Annotated in this window: 19 protein-coding genes; 8 read left to right on the forward strand and 11 right to left on the reverse strand. The window is 38.6% G+C overall.

The features are described 5' to 3' along the window. Position 1: 1 nt before the first annotated feature. From M2419_RS12090 to M2419_RS12100, 3 genes are all read right to left on the reverse strand, one after another. Positions 2 to 3,403 (reverse strand): carboxypeptidase-like regulatory domain-containing protein, encoded by a 3,402-nt coding sequence (locus M2419_RS12090; protein ID WP_259255175.1) that lies wholly within the window; start codon positions 3,401 to 3,403, stop codon positions 2 to 4. 194 nt (positions 3,404 to 3,597) lie between these two features. Next, the gene (locus tag M2419_RS12095) at positions 3,598 to 4,797 is read right to left on the reverse strand and encodes a FecR family protein (protein WP_259255176.1); all 1,200 of its coding nucleotides are present in this window, start codon (positions 4,795 to 4,797) and stop codon (positions 3,598 to 3,600) included. Positions 4,798 to 4,857: 60 nt separating this feature from the next. Beyond that, on the reverse strand, positions 4,858 to 5,478 hold the full coding sequence (locus M2419_RS12100) for an RNA polymerase sigma factor (protein WP_159729794.1): 621 nt from the start codon (positions 5,476 to 5,478) through the stop codon (positions 4,858 to 4,860). Positions 5,479 to 5,671: 193 nt separating this feature from the next. Here M2419_RS12100 and M2419_RS12105 point away from each other — a divergent pair, with 193 nt between their 5' ends. Next, positions 5,672 to 6,145 carry a DinB family protein gene (locus M2419_RS12105; RefSeq protein ID WP_259255177.1) on the forward strand — a complete coding sequence of 158 codons (474 nt, stop codon included), beginning with the start codon at positions 5,672 to 5,674 and terminating at the stop codon, positions 6,143 to 6,145. 4 nt (positions 6,146 to 6,149) lie between these two features. On the opposite strand, the gene M2419_RS12110 is transcribed toward M2419_RS12105, so the two are convergent. Then, a complete protein-coding gene (locus M2419_RS12110) occupies positions 6,150 to 6,536 on the reverse strand; it encodes a helix-turn-helix domain-containing protein (protein WP_259255178.1) in 387 nt (128 codons plus the stop codon). A gap of 158 nt (positions 6,537 to 6,694) precedes the next feature. Here M2419_RS12110 and M2419_RS12115 point away from each other — a divergent pair, with 158 nt between their 5' ends. The 6 genes from M2419_RS12115 (at position 6,695) to M2419_RS12140 (ending at position 11,447) form a co-directional block, all read left to right on the forward strand. After that, positions 6,695 to 7,687, forward strand: a complete 993-nt coding sequence (locus M2419_RS12115) for an NADP-dependent oxidoreductase (RefSeq protein WP_259255179.1) — start codon at positions 6,695 to 6,697, stop codon at positions 7,685 to 7,687. Next, positions 7,684 to 8,151 (forward strand): cupin domain-containing protein, encoded by a 468-nt coding sequence (locus tag M2419_RS12120; RefSeq protein WP_259255180.1) that lies wholly within the window; start codon positions 7,684 to 7,686, stop codon positions 8,149 to 8,151. Before M2419_RS12115 ends, M2419_RS12120 begins: the two co-directional genes overlap by 4 nt. Positions 8,152 to 8,264: 113 nt before the next feature. Further along, entirely contained in the window at positions 8,265 to 8,831 is a 567-nt protein-coding gene (locus M2419_RS12125; RefSeq protein ID WP_259255181.1) for a Crp/Fnr family transcriptional regulator, read from the forward strand. Between the two features lie 58 nt (positions 8,832 to 8,889). Then, complete coding sequence (locus tag M2419_RS12130) at positions 8,890 to 9,471, forward strand: NAD(P)H-dependent oxidoreductase (RefSeq protein ID WP_153848617.1); 582 nt, start codon at positions 8,890 to 8,892, stop codon at positions 9,469 to 9,471. A 122-nt stretch (positions 9,472 to 9,593) separates the two neighbouring features. Beyond that, complete coding sequence (locus tag M2419_RS12135; protein WP_159729798.1) at positions 9,594 to 10,868, forward strand: adenylosuccinate synthase; 1,275 nt, start codon at positions 9,594 to 9,596, stop codon at positions 10,866 to 10,868. A 12-nt stretch (positions 10,869 to 10,880) separates the two neighbouring features. Next, the gene (locus M2419_RS12140; RefSeq protein ID WP_259255182.1) at positions 10,881 to 11,447 is read left to right on the forward strand and encodes a Crp/Fnr family transcriptional regulator; all 567 of its coding nucleotides are present in this window, start codon (positions 10,881 to 10,883) and stop codon (positions 11,445 to 11,447) included. Positions 11,448 to 11,559: 112 nt separating this feature from the next. On the opposite strand, the gene M2419_RS12145 is transcribed toward M2419_RS12140, so the two are convergent. From M2419_RS12145 to M2419_RS12155, 3 genes are all read right to left on the reverse strand, one after another. After that, positions 11,560 to 12,795 carry a porin gene (locus M2419_RS12145; protein ID WP_259255183.1) on the reverse strand — a complete coding sequence of 412 codons (1,236 nt, stop codon included), beginning with the start codon at positions 12,793 to 12,795 and terminating at the stop codon, positions 11,560 to 11,562. A 296-nt stretch (positions 12,796 to 13,091) separates the two neighbouring features. Further along, on the reverse strand, positions 13,092 to 14,627 hold the full coding sequence (locus tag M2419_RS12150) for a RagB/SusD family nutrient uptake outer membrane protein (RefSeq protein ID WP_153848613.1): 1,536 nt from the start codon (positions 14,625 to 14,627) through the stop codon (positions 13,092 to 13,094). An 11-nt stretch (positions 14,628 to 14,638) separates the two neighbouring features. Beyond that, complete coding sequence (locus M2419_RS12155; RefSeq protein WP_159729804.1) at positions 14,639 to 17,884, reverse strand: TonB-dependent receptor; 3,246 nt, start codon at positions 17,882 to 17,884, stop codon at positions 14,639 to 14,641. Between the two features lie 471 nt (positions 17,885 to 18,355). On the opposite strand from M2419_RS12155, the gene M2419_RS12160 reads away from it, so the two are divergent. Continuing rightward, positions 18,356 to 18,649, forward strand: a complete 294-nt coding sequence (locus M2419_RS12160) for a VOC family protein (protein WP_200845632.1) — start codon at positions 18,356 to 18,358, stop codon at positions 18,647 to 18,649. Positions 18,650 to 18,770: 121 nt separating this feature from the next. Here M2419_RS12160 and M2419_RS12165 read toward each other — a convergent pair whose 3' ends face one another. From M2419_RS12165 to M2419_RS12180, 4 genes are all read right to left on the reverse strand, one after another. After that, the gene (locus tag M2419_RS12165; RefSeq protein ID WP_259255184.1) at positions 18,771 to 19,460 is read right to left on the reverse strand and encodes an energy transducer TonB; all 690 of its coding nucleotides are present in this window, start codon (positions 19,458 to 19,460) and stop codon (positions 18,771 to 18,773) included. A 139-nt stretch (positions 19,461 to 19,599) separates the two neighbouring features. After that, positions 19,600 to 20,532, reverse strand: coding sequence for a DUF1735 domain-containing protein (locus M2419_RS12170; protein ID WP_159332777.1), 933 nt, complete (start codon positions 20,530 to 20,532; stop codon positions 19,600 to 19,602). Between the two features lie 11 nt (positions 20,533 to 20,543). Further along, positions 20,544 to 22,127 (reverse strand): SusD/RagB family nutrient-binding outer membrane lipoprotein, encoded by a 1,584-nt coding sequence (locus M2419_RS12175; RefSeq protein WP_159729811.1) that lies wholly within the window; start codon positions 22,125 to 22,127, stop codon positions 20,544 to 20,546. Positions 22,128 to 22,138: 11 nt separating this feature from the next. Beyond that, positions 22,139 to 25,276 (reverse strand): SusC/RagA family TonB-linked outer membrane protein, encoded by a 3,138-nt coding sequence (locus M2419_RS12180; RefSeq protein WP_259255185.1) that lies wholly within the window; start codon positions 25,274 to 25,276, stop codon positions 22,139 to 22,141. Positions 25,277 to 25,498 lie beyond the last annotated feature (222 nt).

Consider the following 25,498-nt stretch of genomic DNA (forward strand, 5'->3'; position numbering starts at 1 on the left):
ATTAAAATAAGTTATAGGTAAAACCGATCATAATTTCCGCACCGCGCTTATAACTTCTGTTGATATACTCATTTCCATACCACTTTCCTCCGGTTTGCGGATTTGCATAAACAGTTTTAATAGCAGGATTCATTATATTTTTGGCATACCCTTTAAACAAGATCCGTTTATTGAGCTTTTGGGAAAAAACAAAATCAAGGTAAGGTACTGGCTGTGTATACAGATCCGGTTCCCCTGTCAGATTAATTTGCACTAAGCGTTCCCCAACCATATTAAAGGTCATTGTGAGGTCGGTCCCTGATTTGTCGTTATCATAGTTTAACCAAGCATTAATCGAATAAGGAGCCTGCTCGAATAAAGGACTATTTTTTGGCGTATATCTATCCAGTGAACGATTTGCTTCATAACGCTCCTCAGATTTTTTAATTTCACTTTGTGCCAATAAAAGATTGGTACCCAAAAACAAGTTTTTTAAAGGATCATATAAGGTTCCTAAGTTCTTAACAACCTCAAATTCCAATCCCCATACCCTACCAGTATTACCGTCATTCTGAAATTGGATGGTTGGAAATTCCGGATAAGTAGCAGCTAACCCTTGGGTTTTTAGATTAAATACCTTAACCAATTGATTTTCTATACGCTTTCCAAAAGCCGACACAGCAATAACCTCTCCTTTAGCAGGAAACCATTCCCAACGAAAATCCGCATTTTGGGTATATTGGTTTTTCAAATTGGGATTACCAACAACTAAGCCCATTTGAAAGGCATCAAATTCAAATACATTGGTAATCTCACGCAATTCAGGTCTTGCCAGGGTCGTGTTGAAGGCCCCACGAAAATTCATATTGTCATTCAGCGTGTAGGTTGCATTGACAGAATAGAATGGTTTATACTTCGTTTTATAGACAGAATTGGGATTAATCGGGTCTAGTGGAATACGTGTACCATCTGGAGATGTTGCGGTCAGTGCAGGGTCTAAAAATACATTAGCAGTATCCACTGCCGAACCAATATTTGTCATCTCAAACCGAACTCCTCCAGCCATGCGGAATCGTTCAGCTATCTTGAGATCCAGCATACCATATAATGCATTGGTTTCAAAATAACCTTTGTAGTTATTTGGCGATTTTTGGCTATTGTATAGAAATCCACCTACTGGCATCATACCTTCACCCTGTCCCGCTTTTGGTAATACAACACCTACAATTTCATTGCTTACCAAACGGTCTAAATTGCCTTGGACGTCATACAAAGGAATGGCCTTATTACCCGTAAAATTTGAACCTGGCAGAAACAGCTGGTTTTCTGTAAATTTACGATCCCTAAATAAATAATTGAACCCCGTTTTAAACAGCTGCTTTTCACCCAATAGCCTGAAAGGAAAACTCAGATCAGCTTTTGCATTAAAATTATCTTCGTTCAAATTTCTCCATCTCCGACCATTAGGTTCAGCTTGAATAATGCCATAATTTCCAAATCCGTTTACATAGCCCGATGTAAGTGCATAGAGATGTTCAGAATATACATAGTCATCAAAATGAGCCTGCTCACCTATAATGGGACGTCGATACCATCCCCCACCCCGAGGTTTGTAGTCTACAAGACTTGCAAATCTAAAATCCGGATCATTCTGTGTGGACTTTGACGTTGCAACATTATAACTCAAACGAGGCGACAACTCATTTTTCAAAAACTTATGTTCGCCCTGCAGGTTAAAGGTATTCAGATTACGGAAAGTCTGCTTAAGCGAGTGTATAGTACTTCTGACTTCGCCAGGCAAGCCCGAATACTCATAGCGCCCGTTTAAATTTGTTGCGATAGATTCTCCTCCCCAGCTTCCCAAATATTGCATACTGATCTCATGCTGCGGATTAAATCGGTAGGTGACCCCTACAAGTGTACCATAGTTTAGTGTTTCGGTTCCTGTATTTTCACTATAAGTTTGATACTTCCCCATAAAAAGACTATTCGGTGTAATATAATTAGGGATATTCCTAAAACTAAAAATATCAGGGTTACCGGTTACTACCCCTTGATAGATGCTATACTGGGTCAGTTCGCCCTGATAAATATCAGCGGTTCTTCTATAATAATTCCCTCCGACAACAAGTCCCAATTTATGCTTTCCAAAAACATCATAACTATTACCGAATGTTGCCGAGTAAAGTTGATTCATCGGCGCACGGCGGTATCGAGTTGTCATAACGGGATCAAACCCTTTCATAATCGTATTAACCCGATTTACCTCCTGGTATCCTGATGGGCTATAGTTGCTATTGGCAATCATATCTTGGATGGAACTTAATCCATTGGGATATTGCGTTGCAAGATTTAGAAAATCCGAGGAAAGGTCTTTTTTATTGATTCGTGTTCCCAATAATCCCATCTCACTGTTCCAAAAGCTGTTGTAATTTCCTCCCAAACCAATGTTCGAATTGAGCCCGGTTTGAGCGATAAGCTCAAATGTCATTTTCTCAGGTACAGATTTCGTTTTGAGCTCAACGATACCCGAAGCAGCATCGGCAGGTTTATCTGGTGTTACTGTTTTATAAACGGTAATATTATCCAATAAGGAAGCCGGAACAAGATCCAATGGGATGGCGCTACGGTCAGGATCAGAAGAAGCCAATCTTACGCCGTTCAACTGACCGATCACAGATCGATCACCTAGCCCTCTTATCGCAACATATTTATCATCAGTCACCGTAACACCAGTAACGCGTTGTAATGCTTGTGTAGTCGTGATACTGGCCGTACGCTCAATCAATTCGGCCGAAATAGCATCCTGTACAATAGAAGCGCGTTTACGTTCTTCCAGCACGGCCGTTTCAGTGTTCATTTTACGCCTTGCCTGAACGGTGACCTCTTCCAATGCTGTAGCAAGAGGGTTCAACCCAATGACAAGGTTTTCCTTCACATCATTAATTTCAATTTCCTTGGTCTGATAGCCTAGATAGGAAAGAACGAGAACAGTAGGGATTTTAGAAATCGATAACGAAAAATTTCCATTTGCATCAGAATTCGTTCCTCCAGATGTCCCTTTAACACGGATTGAAACACTGGCCAATGTCCTTTTTGTCTGTTGATCAATGACTCGACCAGCCAAGCGCTGCTGCAATACATCAGCGGGCTTTTCCAGCGCAGTCCGAAGCGCCGTAACAACAACCAGTTTATTTTTCACAACATAACCGAACGGTTGTCCTGCAAAACATATATTCAATGCTTCTTCAACAGTTGCATTGTTTAGATTGACATTAACGGGTTTTGCTCGATTAAAGAGCCCATTATCGTAAAAAAAATCATAACCGCTCTGCTGCCTTATTTCTTTTAATATAGCTGGGATATGACTATTTTGTTTGTTAAGTGTAATACGTTGACCGTAAGTAAACGCACTGACTTTCATCAACAAACAAGTTAAAAATACCATGGTGATTTTCATAACACGCATGCATTGATAAAAACTCATATATTTGTTGTTGTTAATATTATTTGATGATCATTGAATCGCAACATGATCGATAAGCTTAACACATTGACCAAAGGTGTTACCAGCACCTTTGGTTGTTTTTATCCGGCTTATCGTAAAAATTAGATAGGTCAATCTATCACAATAAGCCTCCTTCCATTTAGCGTTAATTTTACTTTTCCTGTTGTTTGCAACATATCAATAATGGTAGATAGCGGTTGAGAACGCGACACCATACCATCAAATTTCAACTTCTCAAGTCGTTCCGGACATGCTACATCCACGTTGTACCACCTTGAAACTTTACGCAGCAGACTTACCAACTCCTCTCCTTTAAAAACAAAGTCACCATTTATCCAAGCTACTTCCTGAGAAATATCGACATTTTCTACACGCAGGGCTTCATTTAACAAGGCCCGCTGTCCTGGTTTTAAGAGCACCGATTCATTTCTTTTTTTCGAACTAACGCGTACACTTCCCTCCAATAAAGTTGTTGTTGTATAAGGTTCGTCATCATATGCGTTGACATTGAAATGCGTACCAAGAACTTCTATTTTTTGATTTGCTGTCTCCACGTAAAAAGGAATTCGTTTTCCCCCTCCCATTCCCGTCTCAATTTTTGCAATTTCAAAGTAAACTTCTCCGGTCATATGCACATGCCGTTCGTTTTCACTAAATTTCAAAGGATATGTCAGGGTTGAATTTGCATTGAGGAAAGCTTTCGATCCATCTGGCAATATAATTTGATATTGATTTCCCCTATTCGTCGCAATTTTATTCATTGCTGTACTGGCGATCCGTTCCTTTTCAACAGCTTTATACACCAATTCACCATCCTGGTTCTTTTGTATTTCTACCCCGCCCTGAAGTGCAACAACACTTCCATTCTTTATATCAGCTAAGGAAACAACGGAGCCATCTTTTAATGTCAATAAGGCATCATCCTTTCCCGGAGCACCGATATGCTGTACGTTTTTTGGCTGTTCTTCAGCAAGCTGATGTTTAAATAGAAACAGTGAGATAGCGCCAACAACGACTAGGAGCGCCGCAATTTTTAACCAGACAGCCATACCAATTTCTATGAAGCTGTGCTGGTTAGCGCGCTTTTTTATTTGAGATTGCAAACGCTCATAGTTTGTTTGAACGGATAGTTCGCCCGCATAATGTCCCATTGCCACAATGGTTTCCTGCAACTCCGCTATGGACGCTTTATGTTCAGGATATTTTTGTAACCATTTTTCCCATTTTTCGATATCTTCTTTATTTGTTCCCTTACAATAGTTCACAAAAGATTCGTCCAATAATAACGCTTGCAAATTAAGTTCGTTCATACTACTCTAATCGTAATTTATACAATAGAGTGAGCAGGGTCATTTTTTCACTACTCGTTTTTAAGAAAAAATCAACAAAAATGAAGAAAGTAGCCCTACGGCAACTTTAAGAAAGATTTCTTGTTCACTAGAAAGATTATTTTTTATTTTTTCTAGAGATTTATAAATGGTATTATAGATCGTATGGATCGAAACCTGATTGGCATCAGCGATTTCCTGATAAGAAAGATCCAAAAAAAATCGTTGGTAAATCACCAGTCGTTGTTTTTTCCCTAATTGCTCCATATGCTCCTCAACCAACTGTGTGACGGTATTTGTTGTTACCGCACGGATATGTTGTTCTTCAACAGAGTGATGGATTGACGGATCATGGATTTCTTCTACAAAATCCAAATCTGTCAGCTGTAGTGATTCCTTGCGGAAAAGTTTTTGAAAGAAAACCGTAATAATGTAATTATGATGATTACGTATCTGACAATTGCTGGACTTTTTCTCCCATAGATGTAGAAACACATCATTCACGCTATCCTGAACACGCTGTACCGACATTTTCTTTTTTAGCCCCAAATAAGAAAGATAGTGGTAATAATGTTTATATAACGTATAAAATGATTCTTCACACTCCTCTTTCACAAATTGGTCCCAAACATTTCTTAGATCTTTTCCGGTTAGTGCAAACATGATATCTTGGTAACAATGACTTTATACAAAAAAAGGAAAGTCTTATTAACAAGAGATTAACCAAAGATGAAGAATAGGAAAATTGTATGTAAATTGGACTTAGAAAACCAATACCAATTCTTCCTATAGCTGTAACGTGTAAATAATGGCAAAGGGCAGGAAAAAACTAATCATTGGAAAATTTTAACACAAAATGGAAAGACGTATATTTCTTGCAGATAGACTTCGCGAAGTTTTTTTGAATGGACGTTGGATTGCCAACACCAACTATCAGGAACAATTATTGAACACGACCTGGGAACAAGCCATAATCAAAATAAGTAATCTGAATTCTATCGCTGCCCTAACCTATCATATCAATTATTACCTCGAGGGATTACTTATGGCATTTGAGCATGGAAAATTGGAAATCAGCGATAAATACAGCTTTGATATCCCGCCTATCCGATCCAAAGCCGATTGGAATGCGCTAGTAGATCGATTCCTAAAAAACGCAGCAACATTTGCCGACGGCATTGCCCAATTTGAAGAAAACCTCTTCGATCAGCCATTTATTGATAAAAAGTATGGATCTTACCTCAGAAATATCGAAGGTGTAATCGAACATAGCTATTATCACCTTGGTCAGATTTCACTGATCAAAAAGTTAATTCTTCAATCGGAATAAATTGTTATTTCACTAATGCAGCGAGTTCCTGTTTCACCTTCTCTCGGTATTCCAAACCCCAACTGACCAGAGATTCGGTGACGGGGAATACACTTTTACCATAGACCGTAATTTTATAAAACACTTTTACGGGGTCTTCGCTGGGCTGGCGGGCGACTAACAAGTTTAATTCAAGGTCTCGAAGTTCTTTCGTCAACACTTTTGCAGAAATTCCCTGAATCTCCCGTTCCATTTTTTTGAAATAGATTTCCTGCGACTCCCGATTAGCCAAATAACGCAATATCATCAATTTCCATTTTCCGCCCAAAATATCCAGCGCGTCACGCATAGCGCGCAATTCTTCTGTACAACTCGCCTCCCGCATTTGATTTCCGTCCAAAACTTGTCCCATATTGATTTCTAACAACTAGTTACCACTTGTTAACTACCAACAAATATATAGCAAACGAAAGGTAGATTTGTCATAACAACTATATAAGATGTAAAATCTATGGATGCAGTGTAAATTATTTTCAATTTGATTTTTCATCCCTTAAAATAGATAGAGTTATGAACGCCGTTATATTAAATAAAGACAATCAATTGATAAATGCCAACGTTGACCTTCCTCCATTGAAGCCCAACGAGGTGAAAATTACAATAATAGCTTCCGCAATCAATCCCATAGACTACCAAATGCGTGAAAATGAATTTGAACGACGTTATTTATTTTCACCGATACTTGGTAGAGAAGGGGCAGGAATTATTACAGATAAAGGTTCAGAAGTAAGTGAATATGCAATTGGAGATGAAGTGTTTTTTGCCTGTGGTAGCATGGGCAGCAACGGGACCTATGCAGCATACATTCAGTTACCAGCCGGCCTCGTTGCCCCTAAACCAAAAAATATTTCTTTTGAGCAAGCAGCAGCACTTCCTACCGCTGGTATCACCGCATTACAGGTTTTCGACAGAGCAACAATTAATCCGCAAGACCATATTTTCCTAACCGGCGCGTCCGGGGGCGTAGGGCTTTTTGTATTAAAATTACTCCTGGCTAACGGCATTAAAAATATTGTGGCAACTGCAGGAAGTATGAACAGTATTGAAAAATTACACCAACTAGGACTGCAAAAAGACAGCATCATCAATTATCGAAAAGAGAATTTAACGGAAATAATCAAGCGTAGAAGTAATCAGCAGGGTATTGATGTCGCTATCGATGCGGTGGGTCAGCAGCTCTCGGAAGTTGCCGCCGCAGTATTAAAGCCCTATGGAACTTATATCGACATCACACATTTTACCACCGCGGCAGCAAGAGACCAACTATTTAGTTCGGCCGCACAGATCATCAATATATCCAACTTTATCCACGCGCAAAGACTAAATTATACCTATTTCAAAAATGGGCTGGATCGGATCAGACACAATATTGAGCAAGAAATTATTCAATCCGCCCCTATTTATCTTATTGGTAAACTGAGCCCCGAAACAATAGAAAAAGGGCATCTAATGTTGAAAAACAACCAGACTCAAGGCAATAAATTAATTATACAAAATCAATGAGAACTATACCTAGACGAATCGTGACAGGCATACGTGCCGGCAAATCCTTTATCGAAGCGGATGCATTGGTCGATAATGTATCGGAGCACTATCCCAATCTCGTGATCTCGGATATCTGGCAAACCAGTCAAATGCCGGCCAAGTTTGAGAAAGAGCAACCCATAGAAAACACTGCTATACCCCAAGTCATCAAAAATGGCACGTACTTCCGCTATGTACAGATCCCACCCGATCGGGAACTTGGTATAGAAACAACGATTGGCAACCCTCATCCCCTCATGCATCAGACAGCAAGTTTAGATTACATCGTTATTCTTTCAGGAGAGATTTACTTGATTACAGACACAGAAGAAACGCTTTTACAGGCCGGCGATATTGTGATTCAGCGTGGCACGAATCATGCTTGGAGCAATCGCTCCGATCATATGTGCCTGCAATTGGCGATTCTAATCGATGCGAATTAAAAAGCAAATTAAAAATCTACCTATTGCTCAATCGGCAAACAAAACATAGCGTCGATTGAATCACATTGAATTTATCTTGCATGAACACTGCAATTTTTCTAAGTTTGGACTTCATGATAGCAACATATTTTCGATCTTTGCATCTGTTCGAGGAAGAAGAGATCAATCAGATTGTTCAGCTTTTTGAATACAGAAAGCTGAACAAAAACGACTTTTTTGTTAAAGAGAATCAACCTTGTCATGAGGTTGCATTTATACAATCAGGGATCTTCCGTTCTTATTATAGCAGTGCAAAAAAGGAAGATATTACCTATTGTTTCCGCTTTCCCAATACCTGGATAGCGGCCTACTCCTCTTTTATTACAGGCGGGCCGAGTACGGAGACCATGCAGGCCATCACCCCTGCCGAACTATGGACGATCAAAAAAAACACCATTGATACACTCGCTATAAATAGCCTAAAATGGACAAAGTACCTTAAAATGATTGCCGAGGAACAATATCTTGAGCTTGAAAAGCGCGTCTTTCAATTGCAAAAAGAAACCGCATCACAACGTTATGCCAATTTACTCAAAGATCATCCTGAGTTTATCCAACAACTTCCTTTACAATATCTTGCATCCTATTTGGGCATTACACAACGTCATTTAAGTCGTATTCGCAGCGAAATTTCTTTTTAGACATTTGTCCTATAAAGACGGTGGTTCTATCGCTACTTTTGTGATGTAATACGACATCATGCAGAAAAAAATACTGATTATCAATGGTCACCCGAATCGGGAATCCTTCAATTTTGGCATTGCAAATACCTATCAAGAAGCTGCGGTAGCGTCCGGAGCTACAGTACGAACAATCCATATTATTGACCTGGACTTCAATCCAAACCTTGAATTTGGTTATCGTAAACGGACAGAACTTGAGCAGGACCTACTTCTTGCCTGGGAGGACATCTTGTGGGCCGATCATTTGGTCTGGATACATCCCGTTTGGTGGGGTGGTCTTCCTGCCTTGATGAAGGGCTTTATCGATAGACTATTTCTACCTGGACGGGCCTTTCAATACCGCGAAAATTCTCTTTTTTGGGACAAATTGCTAAAAGGAAAATCTGCCCGAATTATTACAACACTCGATCAACCAAGTTGGTATTATGCATTAGTTTACGGCAGACCAAGTGTTAATCAACTAAAAAGATCCACCCTTCAATTTTGTGGAATATCGCCGGTGAAAGTCACCTATATCGGAATTATCAAAACTTCCGATCCTATTAAACGGAATAAATGGCTACAAAAAATACAACAGTTGGGACACAAACAAGCTTAAGCGCAATTCAAATTCAGTAATACTGCTGGCCAAATGATAATGAGGAGCACTTTTTGCCAAATGGCAATTGTCCTCCGCTTTGCAAGCCCTAGCTTTGACCATAAATTCAAGACAAACGCAATATGGACATTCTAATTGGGCTCCAATGGGGAGACGAAGGTAAAGGAAAATTCATTGATCTGATCGGAAGCGACTATGACATTATCGCTCGATTTAATGGCGGCGCGAATGCCGGACATAGTATTTATTATCAAGGTAACAAAGTTACGCTTAAACTACTTCCATCGGGCATCTTTTCGTCGCATGTCAAAAACATTATTGGCACCGGTGTGGTGGTTGACCCATTAGCATTCAAAGCGGAAATCGAAGAACTAGCACACATTATGCCAGATCAAGATCTCTTCAATAGGATTTTGATATCCCAAAAAGCGCATCTCGTTTTACCGACCCATCGCTATTGGGATATCTATATGGAACAGTCCCCATTGTACCGTACAATAGGAACGACCAAAAATGGAATTGCGCCAAGCTATTCCAATAAAATCCTAAGACAGAACCTTCGTGTTGGTGATATTCACTCGGATAGTTTTAATACGGACGTATATCAAATTTTAAATCGTCAATACAATGAACTACAGCTTCTCGGACAAGAAATGCCTGCATTCGAAGAGCTCTACCACGATTTTATTCAAGGATGCGCTTCTTTAAAACAGGTACCAATTATAGATACTGAAATCTTTCTGAACAAGGCAATCCGAGATGGCAAGAAGGTATTGGCGGAAGGTGCGCAGGCAACCCTGCTTGACATCGACCATGGAAGTTATCCTTATGTGACCTCATCAAATACGATTGCCTCCGCAGCCTGTGTAAGCTTGGGTGTGTCGCCTAAACTGGTGGACAAAATTTATGGTGTTACAAAAGCCTATTGCACGCGTGTGGGTAATGGCATTTTCCCAACCGAGATCACAGGACAAGCTGCCAATGATTTACGGGAAAAAGGAGCTGAATTCGGTTCCAATACCAAGCGTCCCCGTCGTGTCGGCTGGCTGGATCTTCCAGCATTAAAATATGCCATCATGTTAAATGGAGTCACTCAGCTTGTTCTTACGAAAGCCGACATCTTAAACGAAATGGCTGAGATTCCCGTCTGTACACATTATGAAATAGATGAACAAAAAATTTCCTTAGCATTTCCTCAATCCGCTGAACAAGAAATTAAACCGATCTGGAAATCTTTAAAAGGTTGGAATACCGATTTCTCTAATATCAAGCAGGCAAACTTACTTCCAGAAACCTTGGGTGCATTTATCTCATTTTTAGAAGAAGAGTTACAAGTTCCCATAAAGTATCTTTCAACAGGACCTCAACGTGAAGAATTGATTAACTTAGCAAAGTAATATAAAGGTAACATGGAGCAATTACTGGAATACATCCGAAAATTTGGACAGCTCGATTTGCGAGAAGAGAACTTAATTCGACAGGCATTCGAAAAAAAAAGTATTCCAAAGTCAAGCTATTTTGTCGCTTGCGGTAAAGTAAACAATAGCATTGCTTTTGTGGAATCGGGGGTATTCCGTTCGCTCTATTACAATAGTAAAGGTGACGATTTTACGCGTTATTTTATCTATGAAGGTCGTTTTATTGGGGATCTTCAGAGCTTCTTGGATCGAACACCTTCCAATGACTATATAGAATCCCTCACAGATACCGAGATCTGGAGCCTTGATTTTGACAATTTTACGCTCCTTGAAAGGGAAATTAAAGTTTGGCCATTGCTAATGGCCAAACTTTATGGTTTTGTGGTGGAAAGCAAGCTAAAAACGGCAAATACCATGATGAATCTCGATGCCAAAGAACGCTACCTCCTGTTCTTAAAGCTTTACCCTGGTTTGGCCAATCGTGTTCCATTAGCCATGTTAGCATCCTATTTAGGGATTACCGCATCATCACTGAGCCGTATTCGGAAAAATATCTAGTAACCTCGCAACATCTAAATCAAATCGAGCCCCACTAATGCATTAGTCACACGAATACGAATCCTTCCGATCAACTCCGATTATTGCGATAAAATCGTGGCCCTGAACCAATTTACCAACGATAAAGTAGTCTTGTTGTGAAGACATTATCTTTCAAATCGGCCGAAAAGTTTGGTAAACTTGTGGTTTCGTTTGTTACATGCTCATTATATACGGTCAATTTTATCCTATTGTTAATCTGATAGGCAAGACCATAGCCCAGCGTACTAAACTTAACATCTCCGTCGGCCGTAAAATTATCAGGCATGCCAATTGTCATGCCACTTGCTTTAGTATTTGGATCATAGACATCATACGCTAACAGCGCGGTTATACCGGTCTTAGCAATCTCTTGCGTAAACCAAAGATAATATCCGTTAAATTTACGCTGATAAAGGTCTGTTGTCGGTTGGGTCGTAAAACTTCTGCTTGCGTAAGGTCCTTTGATATCGGCACCACCCGCTACCCCTGGCTGATCACCGGCGACATATTCTGTTTTAAAGCTGGACTTTCCCAAACTACTATCAAATTCCAACTGTAAATTGGCGCCATAATAATTCCGACCGATCGCCCTGCCTTCATTCTCGTCGCTGGTATGTGCTGTATAACCATTGCTATTGGGCGTATAATAAGTTTTCGTATCATTACGAACCGAACCTTTATAGAATGAGCCACCAAATCCCAAATGAAGTTTTTTATCTGCTAGGCTATCAAATTTAAAAGCAAGATTACCGATGAGATCTTTTTTGGAATCATAATCTTTAGCCGAATGGCCACTCCCATTCACCAAGGCTAAATCTAAGTTCAAGAACTTGGCTTTACCGCCAGGGTGATAGCTTACCATCCCTCCAAGATCACGTTCGCGTGGCATCAACGTCTGGAATACACGTGCCCGTTCCGGAAAATCACGATAGCCGGATGAGTACACAATAGAGTATCCAAAAGGTCTATTGAAAAGACCCGCCGTTAAACTTAAGCCTTTTTGGCTTGGGTGACGCAATTGAATAAAGGCATCCATCAGTTGTACACCGTCTTGAGTAGCATCCAATTGAAAGACAATACTGGAGTACGTATCCACCCGGTCAATTTTAAGACGTCCCCTGCGGATCATAAATCTGTTATCCGAATTCTTTGAAAAATCACCACCCGAAAATGAAGTAATTCCGGGAGATTGCGCTTTCTGAAACTGTGTCTGAAGGTACCCCGTAATCTTGATATCATGTGGATCATAGCTGGAGGGTGCATTATTATTTTGCGCAAACGCTACGACAGGACCTATCAGGGCTAAGAGTAAAAGTGCTTTTTTCATGAGAATTTTAAATAAATTATCTTTTTCGCTTGTGATGATATGATACGAGTAGAATCATTTTTCCATCTTCTATTCCATCATCTTTCAACGGCGTAAAAATAGATTCTCAATATTAAGTTAATATTAATAAATTGTTAGTCTATTAATTTATATACATAAAATTAACGATTTAGTAATATATCTCGTAAGAGATAGGTCAATACAATGGTGACTCTCGCAATGTAGAGGTATCCTTAAAATAAAAAGGCCGATACAAATTGTACCGGCCTTTCAATCCTATTGATTTATACGTTGAATTATTCCAATCCCTTATTATAATCGCTTTCGCGAAGAGGGATAGACCAAGTCCACTTATTTTTATCTTGTGGATTAATTGTAACAGCTAAAGATGTAAGGAAATTACCCCCGTTTGCGTTATTTCTTCTCACAATAGTATCTCCCCAACGTTTCATATCAAACCAATCGAATCCTTCGCCCCATAGTTCAACCGCGCGATAAAGTTTAATTTCATTAAGTAGATCTGTACCTGTTTTTGTACAAACATATTTCACATCTCTTCCTGAAGTTGCGTTTAATGCGTTAAGAACACCTTGAACTTCACTTGCTGCTTTATTTTGGAAAAATTTAGCTTCAGCTTCAATAAGATACATCTCGGAAGCCCTAAAGTGATTTAAATTTCCAACACCCGGTAGATCATTCGCTTTGAACTTAAAGTTCATGTAAGCGTAAGGCACTGCATTAGACTGTAAATCTGGAAATGTAGCAAAAGCCCTAGCCTTCATAGTCGCTCCGGCCAATCCTGTAGCTGTTGTGTACGCTTCGCCTTTTGGATCTAAGAAAAGATCTCTTCTAATATCTGTTGAAGGAATTTTATCGAATAGTTCTCTACTGATACATTTAGGCGCTGTTCTAACAGCACTTGCCGACGAATTATAAGCAATATACGATTGAAATGAATAGAAGTATAACGTTTCATCAGACGCACCGTAGCTACTCCAAATCCACTCTCTATTTGGATTTGCAAAGCCACTTTTATACTCTGCATTATTCATCAGTTCATAATTAGCCCGTGCCAAAACAGCATATTTTTCGGCATTGACATAATCCTGTTTATTCAAAGCTGCTCGCGCATAAACCGCATAAGCAACATCTTTGTTTACTTCGTAATTTTTATTTGCATTACGAACTAATTTTGAAGATTCATACAATGAAATGGCATCATTCAAATCCGTATAGATCAAATCATAAGTCTGGCCCAAGGTAGATAAAGGCATATCTCCAGTTGACACATCTTTTCTTAACACCAATCCATTTGTCTGCCCATTATTTGAATCACTCCATCTATTGCCATAGATCTGAGCTAGCATCATGTAACTGTAAGCACGGTAAGTCAATGCTTGCGCTTTTATAAATTGTTTGTCGGCTAAGTTTCCATCCGCAGCATCAATATTTTCGACAATTTGATTTGCGTTACCAATGATTTTGTAGTAATAAAACCAAGGATAATACAGGTAAATGCTTGTTAAGTTTTGATTATAATTTGCATTGATAATGTCTGCCCAGCCACTTAAGTTGACAAAAAAATTGTTTCCAGGATAGTTCCCATAGTACATTTTGATTGTCCCCTCTCCATTAAAACCTTGGCTACCTAAATACTGTTGGGTCATCATTTTTGCCAAACCGTTAACGGCTACTTCAGCATTTTTTGTCGTCTCAAATACTTTAGAAAGCTCAACGGAATCTGTAGGACTTGTATTTAGATAGTCTTTTTTGCAAGAAGAAACAAGAATCATTCCTGCTAACAATACTTTTATATATTTATTATTTTTCATTGTTTGATTTCTTATAATCCAATTTTTACACCAAAAGAAATTGTACGTGGAGTAACCCAAGCATTTGTGCTGGTACCATTCCATTGCTGTTGCGGGTTCATTCCTTTACGTTTTGTCATTGTAGACAAGTTTTCAATTCCAGCAACAACTCTCACGGAAGACAAATCTATTTTACTAACCAATTTTTTTGGCAAACTATAACCCACCGCAATATTCTTGATAACCAAATATGATCCATCAGTTAAGAAACGGTCACTAGTAGCATAATTATTCATACTACTTTGAGAAAAGTTGATAGAAGGAATACCGTTTACATCCAACCTATCCGCCGAGGAGGCTGTCATTCCATCTGGAATACCGTTCCACGATTTCATGATATCCGTGTGTAGCGCACTTGGCGTACCGGACATGGCCATTAAACTAGCATAGGAAGAATCGTATACTTTACCACCGATAGCGTAAGTGAATAACGCTGAGAAGCTGAAGTTTTTATACTCAAAGCTGGTATTGAAACTTCCATTCATTTTAGGAATAACCGATCCGGACCAGCCCCTTAGACCATAGCTAGAAGCATTAGTAACGTAGTATTTTCCATTAATTTCAACAAGTTCCGCTGTAGGGATCTCTGCTTTTCCTGGGGCAGAACCATTCACATTAAAACGCTCTGTGTCTGCCAGGTAAAGTGAACGACCAGTCATCTGATCTACACCCGCATACTTAAACAACCAGAAGTCATAACGGCTTCCGCCTTCAACCCATTTGAAATTACCAGTTACAATTCCGTTCTCCCTATTTTCTTCAGGTAGTGATAATATTTTATTTGTCAACCAAGTCGCATTCGCACCAACATTCCATCTCCATCCATCACCTTTTAACACGTCTACATCAAAAGTTAACTCGAAGCCCCTATTTGACATTGAACCAATATTCCTTGTTACTGTTGAAACTGCACTTGAAGATGATGTTGCTCCAGCAGACAATGGAAGATTAAAATCAAAAATCAAGTTTTGAGACTGCTTGTTAAAGTATTCAAAGCTTAAATTTGCTCGTTTAAATAATCGAGCTTCTACTGCCGCAGAGAACGAACTAGAGGTTTCCCAAATTAAGTCAGGTGAAGGATTTTGGTTTTTAAAGACCGCCCCTGCATTCGCATTTTGGCTTAACTCATATAAGGATAAATAAGAATACTTACTTGCACTTTCATCATTACCTACTTCACCGTAAGATGCTCTCACCTTTAACTCATTAACAGTATTCAGCATATCTTTAAAGAAATCCTCTTTAGATACACTCCAGCTACCACCTAATGACCAAAAATTCCCCCAACGATTGTCTGGGCTGAATCGAGATGAACCATCTCTTCTAAAAGATGCTTCCGCAAAATATTTACCCGCGTAATTATAACGAGCGCGAGACAAGAAACTTTCTACACGATAATCTTCCTGATAGTCATACAGCGACGTAATTTTGGTGAAATTTACCATATCAGTTTGGCCTTCAAAAATTTCATCTGTTTTATAGCCATATAGATAACTCCAGTTGTCAGAATAATTCTCATGTCCTGCCAATAAGTCCAGATGGTGTAAGCCAAAATCTTTGTTCCAAGTCAATAATTGTTGAACTGTATAGTTTTTGTAGCGATAAATATTCCTAGCCGCTCTACCCTGACCGGCACCATCACCTATTATTGCGTTATTATACGTACGACGTTCCGAATTGCGAAGATTAAGATCACCGTTTAGCGTTAAAGTAAAATCCTTAAGAAACTTAAACTCAAGAAAGCCTCTACCATTTACTGTATTACGAACTGTTTGGTCTTTGTTTAATTCATTTTCCCAAATGGTATGTCTTCCGACATATTGCAATCTTGTAGATTCACCGTTATCATACTGTATTTTTCCGGCCTCGTCCAATGCATAAGATCCGTCTGCGTTATGCAAATGAATTGGATAAATTGGTGCTATCGATCTTGCATAGTTATACGGATTAACAAATGAACTGGCATCGTCAGTAGAACCGCTAATTTGATTTGAGATCTGATGTGAACCTGCTAAGTTAAAGCCATATTTGAACCAATCTTTAGCTTGAAGTTCGGCATTTAATCGTCCAGTAAATCTTTTTAAACCCGAATTTTTAATGTATCCTTTCTCGTCTAGGTATCCTGTCGAATAAAAAACCTTTGCTTTATCCGTAGCGGTAGTTCCATCAATGTTATAATTTTGACGGTGTCCCACACGGTCTACTTCTTTAAACCAGTCCAAATCGTCTGCATATCCACTTTTAATTTGGGCATCAGAGACAAGTTTTCCATTGGAATCAAATAGTTTATCATCAGCCTTATCATAGATGTTTAATTTCAAATAATTGCTCACCAAAGATTTTGTAGCTTCATCATTTGCAGATTGAACTGTTGGATAGGATGCCGAATTGTTAGTTAGTAAACTATTTCTATATCCCTGCCACATGGCTTCCATAAATTGTCTATCATTCACGCGATCGTATTCGGCAATACCTCTCGAGTAGAAACCCTGGTCTGTTGAGATATTAACCTGAGAACGGCCAGCCTTACCCTTCTTGGTGGTAATAATAATTACCCCATTACTAGCCCGACTTCCATAAAGTGCAGATGATGAAGCATCTTTTAAAACTGAAATACTTTCCACATCATTGGGGTTGATATCGGAGATATTGCCACCAAAAGGTACACCGTCCACGACATAAAGCGGGTTGTTAGATCCATTCAATGATGAAAATCCACGTATCCGTATACTAGGTTCTGCGCCTGGCATACCAGAAGTATTGTTCAGTTGAATACCAGCAGCAGATCCCTCTAAAGCTGCAAATGCATTGGTAACAGGTCTCTTTTCGATATCTTTTGCAGAAACAGAGGTTACGGATCCCGTTACAGATTCTTTCTTAGCAGTACCATAAGCGACTACAACGACCTCATCTAATGCCGTATTCTGATCCTCTAAAGACACATTGAATAATGATTGTCCTTCTTTAACGATTACAGTTTTATCAGAATGACCGACAGATCTAAAAACCATCATTTTACCAACTGAAACTGATAAAGAATATTTTCCATTTGCATCTGTTTGAGTAGCAATGTTTGATCCTTGAACGGCAATTGTAACTCCTACCAACGGTTTCCCATCAGCGCCAGTTACACGACCGCTAATCTTCTTCTCTTGCGCAAAAGCAACAGACGACAGGATCATACTCCCCACGAAAAAACTGAGTAGTTTGTGTTTCATATGTTTATGTTTGTTTAAATAAGTAGTTTATCTAACTAAATACGATAAAAGCACCGAAGAAACTTTTAATATATGTTTTTCAAAAGTGATGAGCCCAACAGGCTAATACAGTTAGTGTGCAAAACCAGACATGAAATGTTAAGGTTTTGTTAAAAGCAAAGATAAAACAATCTTTTAAAGATGCAACAAGAAGTTAGAAATAGAATTAAAAAACTGGAAAACAAACGATATAAATCATAGTATTTCACACAAAAAACGACACAAAAAATACTAAATACCAAACAATTACACAAACAACTCACCTTAATCCAAAAAAGTAAATATTTTTTTCATGAAGTAACAATAAATACTGTAATATTTTGTATTTTTCATCATAAAACTATCATTACAATCGATAACAATATAAAAAAAACACATAACTACTATCAAAAAGACAAAACAATAGTTCAAAACAATCAAAGGCAAATAAAGATGAACTACAAAAGCTTAAATCCAATATTATATACAAAAAACTTAGATCAAACTATTCAGTTCTATACTGAAAAACTCGGGTTTACATGTGTTGAAAAAAACGAAGCATTGAACTGGGCTCTACTGCGAAGTGGAACCATCGAAATCATGTTTTCGCATCCTGTTGAAAGCATTGCTTTTGAAACAGCACAATTTACAGGGTCCCTTTATTTTAACATAGCTGATGTTGATAATTTATGGGAAAGTTTGAAAGATAATGTCAAAATATGTTATGAAATAGAAACTTTCGAATAGGGCATGCTTGAGTTTGCTATTTATGATAATAATGGATATGTGCTTCAGTTTGGTGAAAAAATATAGAGGTAGCAAAATACTTGCTACCTCTATATTACATAAAAATTCCTTTTTGATCTAATTAAATATGTGTTCTGAATTCTTTCAAATTCAATTTGAATGGAACAACAACAGAAGACTTTACAGCCTCCCCGTTTTGGGTTGCTGGTTTCCATTTACCTGCTCTGTTAAGTGCACGTTGCGCACTCGTTAATACGCCATAACCAGGATCATCTTTTAATTTAACACCAGTAATTTTCCCATCTTCTTTCACAATAAAATTTAACTCATAATCACCAGACAAGCCTGCTTTCAGTGCTTCAGGTGGATATTGGAAATTTTTATAGAATTTTTCAATGAAAGTAGACATGCCTTCAATTGGTTCTGCCTTTACTAGCAGCGACGAACTAGCAGATTCTCTCAAGCTTAATACTTTGTAAGGAAAACGAACCCACGAAGCTACTGGTGATCCATTCTTCTTAGCAGGTTCCCAATCCCCCGATCGTTTAAGAATATCGATCAAGCGGAGTGAAATTTTATCGCCCAAATCCCGAACGATATCAATTGAATCAATTTTCCCATGTTCGTTGACACGAAAATCAAGAACTACTTCGCCCGAAATATCACGTTGTATTTCGGAATTCGATAATTTTAATTGCTTATTCAATTTCGCTGCGAACTGCTCATCGCCCTCTTTAGGACGGGCTGGGTTATTCTGGCCATATAGACTTATGGACAAAGCCAGAAAGCATAAGGTACCTAATAATTTCATAATATAAGTTCTAGAGATTGTTAACTAAATATAGGTAATTATTACATAAAAACATAGACTAAGGCACCACTAAAGAAAATAATTTCACATAGAAAAGGTCGTCTTTTCAGACGACCTTTTCTATGTGAAATTTGTAGCACTATGGTCTAGGAGAATCAAATTTGATCTGAAGATCAAGAATTTCTCTCTTATTCGTTGTTTGTGCCCAGTCAAAATTTAATGTAAATGTTTTTGTTGCAGGATCATATTTATTGACCTTCCCCGCAATATTTCTTAATGTCGGTGCACCTAAAGCAAACATAGTGACTTCATTAGTAGCAGGGTTAATTGTCGCCCGCAAGTTGTCGATACCAGCAATACCAGAAGTACCACCTGCCCATCTCATATTTGTAATTTCGACAGTGTTTCCATCTATTGATTTAAGCGTAACCTTTGGATTACCAGCCAAACTTCCGTTCAATGCATCACCAATATTTAAAGCACCGCCAGTATAACGTTGTACAAGCCCTTTTTCAACGGTGTAAACACCGTCATATAAGTTTTTCGGTACAACACCTAAGACTATTGCTCCAAAATTACCAGAGATTGTCCCCTCACTTACAGATTTGATTTTTAATCCCAAAGCATAGCTTTCTTTAAAATCGAATTTTTCAGGAAAAAACTTGATGTTTAAGTTTCCAATTTTTTGACCTTTTGGAATTGTAATCTCGTAAGTTGAAACAGTATAATTCGCTGTTTGCAACGGTTGATATTTCGATCCATTCTGTGCATTATAAGCAGTAATTATACTATTATCCAATTCTAGTGTAACTTTAACATCCGCTTTCGGATTATACACCCCTGCTATTTGAACAGGAATTGCAAAATCCGTTGTTGGAACCATATCAAAAGCCTGAATATACAGCGGATATTTACTAGATGTCCCCGAAGATGGCGCTACAAAGTTTTTAAACTCGATGATATTTTCAACATTCCCACCTGCATCGGGACCGATGATTGCATCATCCTTCAAACAACTTGTGAACATAAACGGTAACAACAGTACCGAAATATAATTTATAATCTTTTTCATTTCAAATCAATTTATTTTGCCCAAAACAATTTATCAGTGTATTTATTCACCGTCGGGATATTTGCACCGTTATAACTGAACTCACTTGCTGGATAAGGTAGCCTAGCAAGATTTTTATCAGGAGCGGTCGAGCGTGACTCAGTAGAAATAAAGTTCAACTTACCATTACCAATCACATTTCCACCTGCAATTTTCGGATAACCAATTCTACGGTATTCATTATACGCCTCGTGCCCAAATAAGAAGTTCATTGCTATATATTTCTGTGTCACAATAGCCTCTAATTTTTGGTCTTTTGTTTGTGCTGCAGACCAGTCTGCCAGGTATTTACCTGCATTGGCAGACACGTAACTTGTCAAATAAGTAGCCGCATTTGCACCATTTGATACAACATCGGACTCATTTTTATTTAAATAAGTGAAAGAAGCTTTAATTCCGTTTTCAAAAAATGTTTTCGCATCACCTGAAAGTAATCCTTCAACGACAGCTTCTGCACCAAGAAAATTACCTTCTGCACCAAGCATTAAAGGTTGACCTGCAGATGGTCCTTTAATAACACCATAACCTCTATAGTTTGTTGCACTGATTGTTCCTGAGGCTGGTTTCATAACCCAAGCAGAAGGAGAGATTCCCACTGGCGGATTGTTTGTATTTCCCAACTGGTTTACGTTTGTTGAAATACCATTGGCAAAAAACAAGTTCGCACGTGCTTCATCACTTAATTTAGATCCATCAAAAAAAGCCATTACAAATGGTGTAGGGATAAATTGCGTTCCCCATGTACCTACAGCAGCACCATCAGCACCATATGCCCAGGTATTCCACATTGGATTCTGTTTTCCCGCAATTTTAGTAAATCCAGGTTGTACAATCACATCATCTGTAATTACACCAATAGGATCTATCGTCTTATTTGCAAACGCCGCTTTACTGCCTGCACGCAATACCAACCTTAATTTAAGTGTATTAGCAAATTTAGCCCAAGAGGTATTATCTCCTTTGAAAATGATATCCGATTTTTTAAATACATCAGAAGAAGCATTTGCCTTAAAATACGCCACCGCTCCATCGAGCTTTTTAGCCAAATCGACATAAATATCACTTGCTTTATCGTATTTCGGTGTTAAGAATGCTGCTCCTTGCAGTGCTTCAGAATAAGGAATGTCATTGTAGGTATCTACTAAATTAGCATAGTTGTAGGCCATCAACACTACGGCAGCTTGATTTAAATCCTGATAACCCGCGTTTCCGGAGGTATTTTTAACAACATAATCCAAATCCGTAAGTGTATTATAAACCCCGCTCCATAAACCACCGAACGCACTTGTTGCATAATCGTATGTCAGGATATCTCCCCAACCCGAGACCCCACCAGATGTCGCATAGTATCCTACAAAGCGTGCTCCATAGGTATTAAAACCTGGAACTTGCTGAGCTGTAGCGACCATAGCTTGCGGTAACACCAATTCAGGTGTAGAATAAGTCGGTGAATTTGGGTTAGTATTTATATCTAACGCTTTATTACAGGATTGTAAACCTTGTGTACAAAGTGCAGCTACCAATCCCAACATTATATATTTAATATTTCGTTTCATTTGTAGTAAGATTAAAAAGTTAAACTAACAGAGAATCCAAGGTATCTCGATGGTGGCGTTTGGCTCAAACCAGTTAAACCAATCGCATTTCCGTTTGAAGAACCATTTCCGTCAGAGTATTCTGGATCGGTGTAAACGTTCGTTGCTGGAGTCCATAAGAATAAGTTACGACCTTGCGCACTTACTCGAGCTCTTTTAATTACTTTTTGTCCAGCTAACCAACTTTTAGGAATGTTATAGGTTACTGACATTTCACGAATCTTCCAGAAAGCTGCCGAAGTCACATAAGTTTCATCAATATCCCTTCTTCCGGTTCCCATTGTCCAATAATCTGAACCGCCATCATACACTGTTATATTCGTGTTAGCGACATAAGATTGTGTTGCATCATCCCAATAAGATGAATTAGGGATAACAAAACGCTCTCTATCATAACCGACAGTATTGATTCCTGATCCAGAAAAATCAAAAGTGCTTGCTCCTCTATGATAGATATAATTTCCAGTGCGGTATTCAGCACTCGTATAGAACGTCAGGTCTTTCCAAGATAAGCTAAGATTCAACCCAAGTGTATGCGTAGGCATTGCAGGCCCCATATTGATCAAGCTTTCTGTTTTTGTTGGATACCCCGTATTTTTATCTACAATAATCCGTCCTTGAGGGTCTCTGTTATAACCATAACCCATGATCACTGGAAACTTCTCTCCTGCAATTGCGTATGATCCTGTACTTCCTCCATATGTTCCCAAAGCCAATTGTGTTAGACCTGCTCCTACTGCCTCTACTCTATTATCAATATAGGTAAAGTTACCGCCTACCGTTAAATCCCAATCCTGTGTTCTGATCGGTGTAACCGTCAATTTAGATTCAATCCCCTTACCAGTTGTAATACCTGCATTGACCAGGTAATTGCTGTATCCAGTTGCCCATGAGATGATAGCTGGAACGGTATTATCTGTTGTTCTATTGTTAAAATAGGTTGCATTTGCAGTTATCCGATTATTCCACCATTGTGACTCAAAGCCCAACTCAATTGAGCGAGTCATTTCAGGCTTTAATCCAGGCTGAACAATCTGATTTCCGATTGTAAAACCGCCGACGCCATTATATGGATATCCTGAGCCTTGGCTGAAAGTTGGAACAGTTGCATAAGCTCCAAATGTAGAAGTACTACCTACGTTAACTTGTCCCACTTTTGACCAGTTAGCAATCAGCTTCAAGAAATTTAATGGTTCAAAATCTTTCAATCCGTCAATAGCATCAGTCGCTACAAAAGATAATGCTACACCTGGATAAAAGAACGATCTATGATCTGGATCAAGAATAGAAACCCAGTCATTACGTCCAGTCAGACTCAAGTAAAGATAATTTTTGTACGCAACATCCACTTTTCCAGATAAACCAAATGTACGGGCGAGGTATGAAGATTGACCCGCGCTTGGATTGTTCAATGAGTTCCCAAGATTATAAATATCAGGAATGACCAAGCCACTTACAGAGGCGTTCATACCTGAATATTGATTTTGTAAAAATTGGAAGAGTAAAGTATAATCAAACTTGAAATCACCATTGGTATGTGTCGCATGGGAAATAAAGTCTGTTGCTATATTTGTAGTATAGTTAAATGCATCTGTAACATTACCCGTAATATTATTAGCCTTATAGGAACCATGAAGCCCTGCTGCATAAGGTGTAAATGAATATTTACCCGTCGTATATTTATAAGACTGATTGGCAGTTGTCATACCAACACGGCCTGTAAAATCTAACCATTGTAATGGTTTGAAACTTAAGTCAATGTTCCCCATAAAATAGTCATTACGGATATTCTGACGATTATTAGCAGCCACAAAATATGGGTTATTATAATAAGCATTGTAATAACCGCTAGGGTCAGCAAACGGATTATTTTTCCAGTCTTTATAACTTAATAAAGGGATTTGTCCAGGTTGATTCAAAACTGCATCATAAATGGAAGAATTCGCTGATGTCTGATCATATCGATTTTGTGCATAGTAAGAAGAATACGAAATATTCAACTTATCACTTAATTCTCTAGCCCCATTTACGCGAGCTGAAGCTCTTGTGTATTTATCTCCTGGAACCGTACCTGTAGAATTTAAATACTGACCAGAAAAACGGAATGAGCTTTTATCGAGCTTTGATGCAACAGACAAGTTGGTCATATTAGTAACGCCGGTTTCCCAGAATTTATCTTTATCACCGCTATAAGAATATGGTGTATATTGCGTGCTTCCATCTTGGAGCGGATCGCCAATTAACACATTTGAACCGTCAAATTTAGGTCCATATTGTTGGTTTTCATAAGGTGTGTAAATCTGAACATATTTATCCGCACCAGACCCGAATAACTTCTGCATCTTAGGTAAAAAAACCGAATTTTCAAAAGTTGTTGTGTTATCGATTGTCACTTCTAGGCCTTGGGAAGCAGCACCTTTTTTCGTTTTTATGATCAAGGCACCATTTGATGCTTGTGATCCATAAAGCGCAGCAGCAGAAGCACCATTCAGTACGGTGATATCTTCCACATCATCAGGGTTTAGATTACCTAACATAGATGAGGGAGAAATAATATTATCAATAACAATTAAGGCCTGGTTATTCCCCGTTAAAGAGCGCATTCCCCGCAATACTACGCGGTAATTGGGATTTACACCACTACCAACTCCTTGTACTGTTAGACCCGCAACTTTTCCAGTCAGACCGGTCACAATGTTTGTCGGTTTTGCCTTTTGTAGATCATCTGCTTTAATGGTTGTTTGAGTAACACCAATAGAGCGACGACTTGCCTGAAGACCCGCACCAGTTACCACGACTTCGTCAAGAACAGACTCATTGTCATTTAGTTGTACGTTATACAAACTTGAACCTTGTGCAACTGTAATGGTTTTGTCTGAATAGCCGACAGAACGAAAGACTAAAATTTTTCCCGTAGGGACATTAATGGAATAGTTACCGTTTGCATCGGTTTGTGTGGCTTGATTAGTGCCTTGAATAACAATAGTAACTCCTGGCAACCCCTCGCCATTATTACCTGTTACGCGTCCACTAACCTTCTTTTCTTGAGCGAATGCTACCGAAGTCAAGATAGCACCACCCAATAAAAAACTGAGTAGTTTGTGTTTCATATGTTTATGTTTAATTAAGTATGTTTATTTCTGCTTTTTGGCATTAAATACCATGGTTAGGAATCTTTCCTCTAATTATTGTTAGTTAGTTAGTTAGTTAGTTAGTTAGTTAGTTAGTTAGTTAGTTAGTTAACAAAAGGTATTTCATAGAAACGTACCAGCATATAAATACTTGAAAAACTTTTCACACATCCCGTTTATATACAAATGGGACGATATTGG

The organism is Sphingobacterium sp. BIGb0116 (assembly GCF_024808035.1).
GTDB lineage: Bacteria > Bacteroidota > Bacteroidia > Sphingobacteriales > Sphingobacteriaceae > Sphingobacterium > Sphingobacterium paramultivorum.

Excerpts from the sequence above, each read along its gene's own strand:
- M2419_RS12090 (WP_259255175.1), bottom strand. The coding sequence starts at position 3,403 with ATGAAAGTCAGTGCGTTTACTTACGGTCAACGTATTACACTTAACAAA.
- M2419_RS12095 (WP_259255176.1), bottom strand. The coding sequence starts at position 4,797 with ATGAACGAACTTAATTTGCAAGCGTTATTATTGGACGAATCTTTTGTG.
- M2419_RS12100 (WP_159729794.1), bottom strand. The coding sequence starts at position 5,478 with ATGTTTGCACTAACCGGAAAAGATCTAAGAAATGTTTGGGACCAATTT.
- M2419_RS12105 (WP_259255177.1), top strand. The coding sequence starts at position 5,672 with ATGGAAAGACGTATATTTCTTGCAGATAGACTTCGCGAAGTTTTTTTG.
- M2419_RS12110 (WP_259255178.1), bottom strand. The coding sequence starts at position 6,536 with ATGGGACAAGTTTTGGACGGAAATCAAATGCGGGAGGCGAGTTGTACA.
- M2419_RS12115 (WP_259255179.1), top strand. The coding sequence starts at position 6,695 with ATGAACGCCGTTATATTAAATAAAGACAATCAATTGATAAATGCCAAC.
- M2419_RS12120 (WP_259255180.1), top strand. The coding sequence starts at position 7,684 with ATGAGAACTATACCTAGACGAATCGTGACAGGCATACGTGCCGGCAAA.
- M2419_RS12125 (WP_259255181.1), top strand. The coding sequence starts at position 8,265 with ATGATAGCAACATATTTTCGATCTTTGCATCTGTTCGAGGAAGAAGAG.
- M2419_RS12130 (WP_153848617.1), top strand. The coding sequence starts at position 8,890 with ATGCAGAAAAAAATACTGATTATCAATGGTCACCCGAATCGGGAATCC.
- M2419_RS12135 (WP_159729798.1), top strand. The coding sequence starts at position 9,594 with ATGGACATTCTAATTGGGCTCCAATGGGGAGACGAAGGTAAAGGAAAA.
- M2419_RS12140 (WP_259255182.1), top strand. The coding sequence starts at position 10,881 with ATGGAGCAATTACTGGAATACATCCGAAAATTTGGACAGCTCGATTTG.
- M2419_RS12145 (WP_259255183.1), bottom strand. The coding sequence starts at position 12,795 with ATGAAAAAAGCACTTTTACTCTTAGCCCTGATAGGTCCTGTCGTAGCG.
- M2419_RS12150 (WP_153848613.1), bottom strand. The coding sequence starts at position 14,627 with ATGAAAAATAATAAATATATAAAAGTATTGTTAGCAGGAATGATTCTT.
- M2419_RS12155 (WP_159729804.1), bottom strand. The coding sequence starts at position 17,884 with ATGAAACACAAACTACTCAGTTTTTTCGTGGGGAGTATGATCCTGTCG.
- M2419_RS12160 (WP_200845632.1), top strand. The coding sequence starts at position 18,356 with ATGAACTACAAAAGCTTAAATCCAATATTATATACAAAAAACTTAGAT.
- M2419_RS12165 (WP_259255184.1), bottom strand. The coding sequence starts at position 19,460 with ATGAAATTATTAGGTACCTTATGCTTTCTGGCTTTGTCCATAAGTCTA.
- M2419_RS12170 (WP_159332777.1), bottom strand. The coding sequence starts at position 20,532 with ATGAAAAAGATTATAAATTATATTTCGGTACTGTTGTTACCGTTTATG.
- M2419_RS12175 (WP_159729811.1), bottom strand. The coding sequence starts at position 22,127 with ATGAAACGAAATATTAAATATATAATGTTGGGATTGGTAGCTGCACTT.
- M2419_RS12180 (WP_259255185.1), bottom strand. The coding sequence starts at position 25,276 with ATGAAACACAAACTACTCAGTTTTTTATTGGGTGGTGCTATCTTGACT.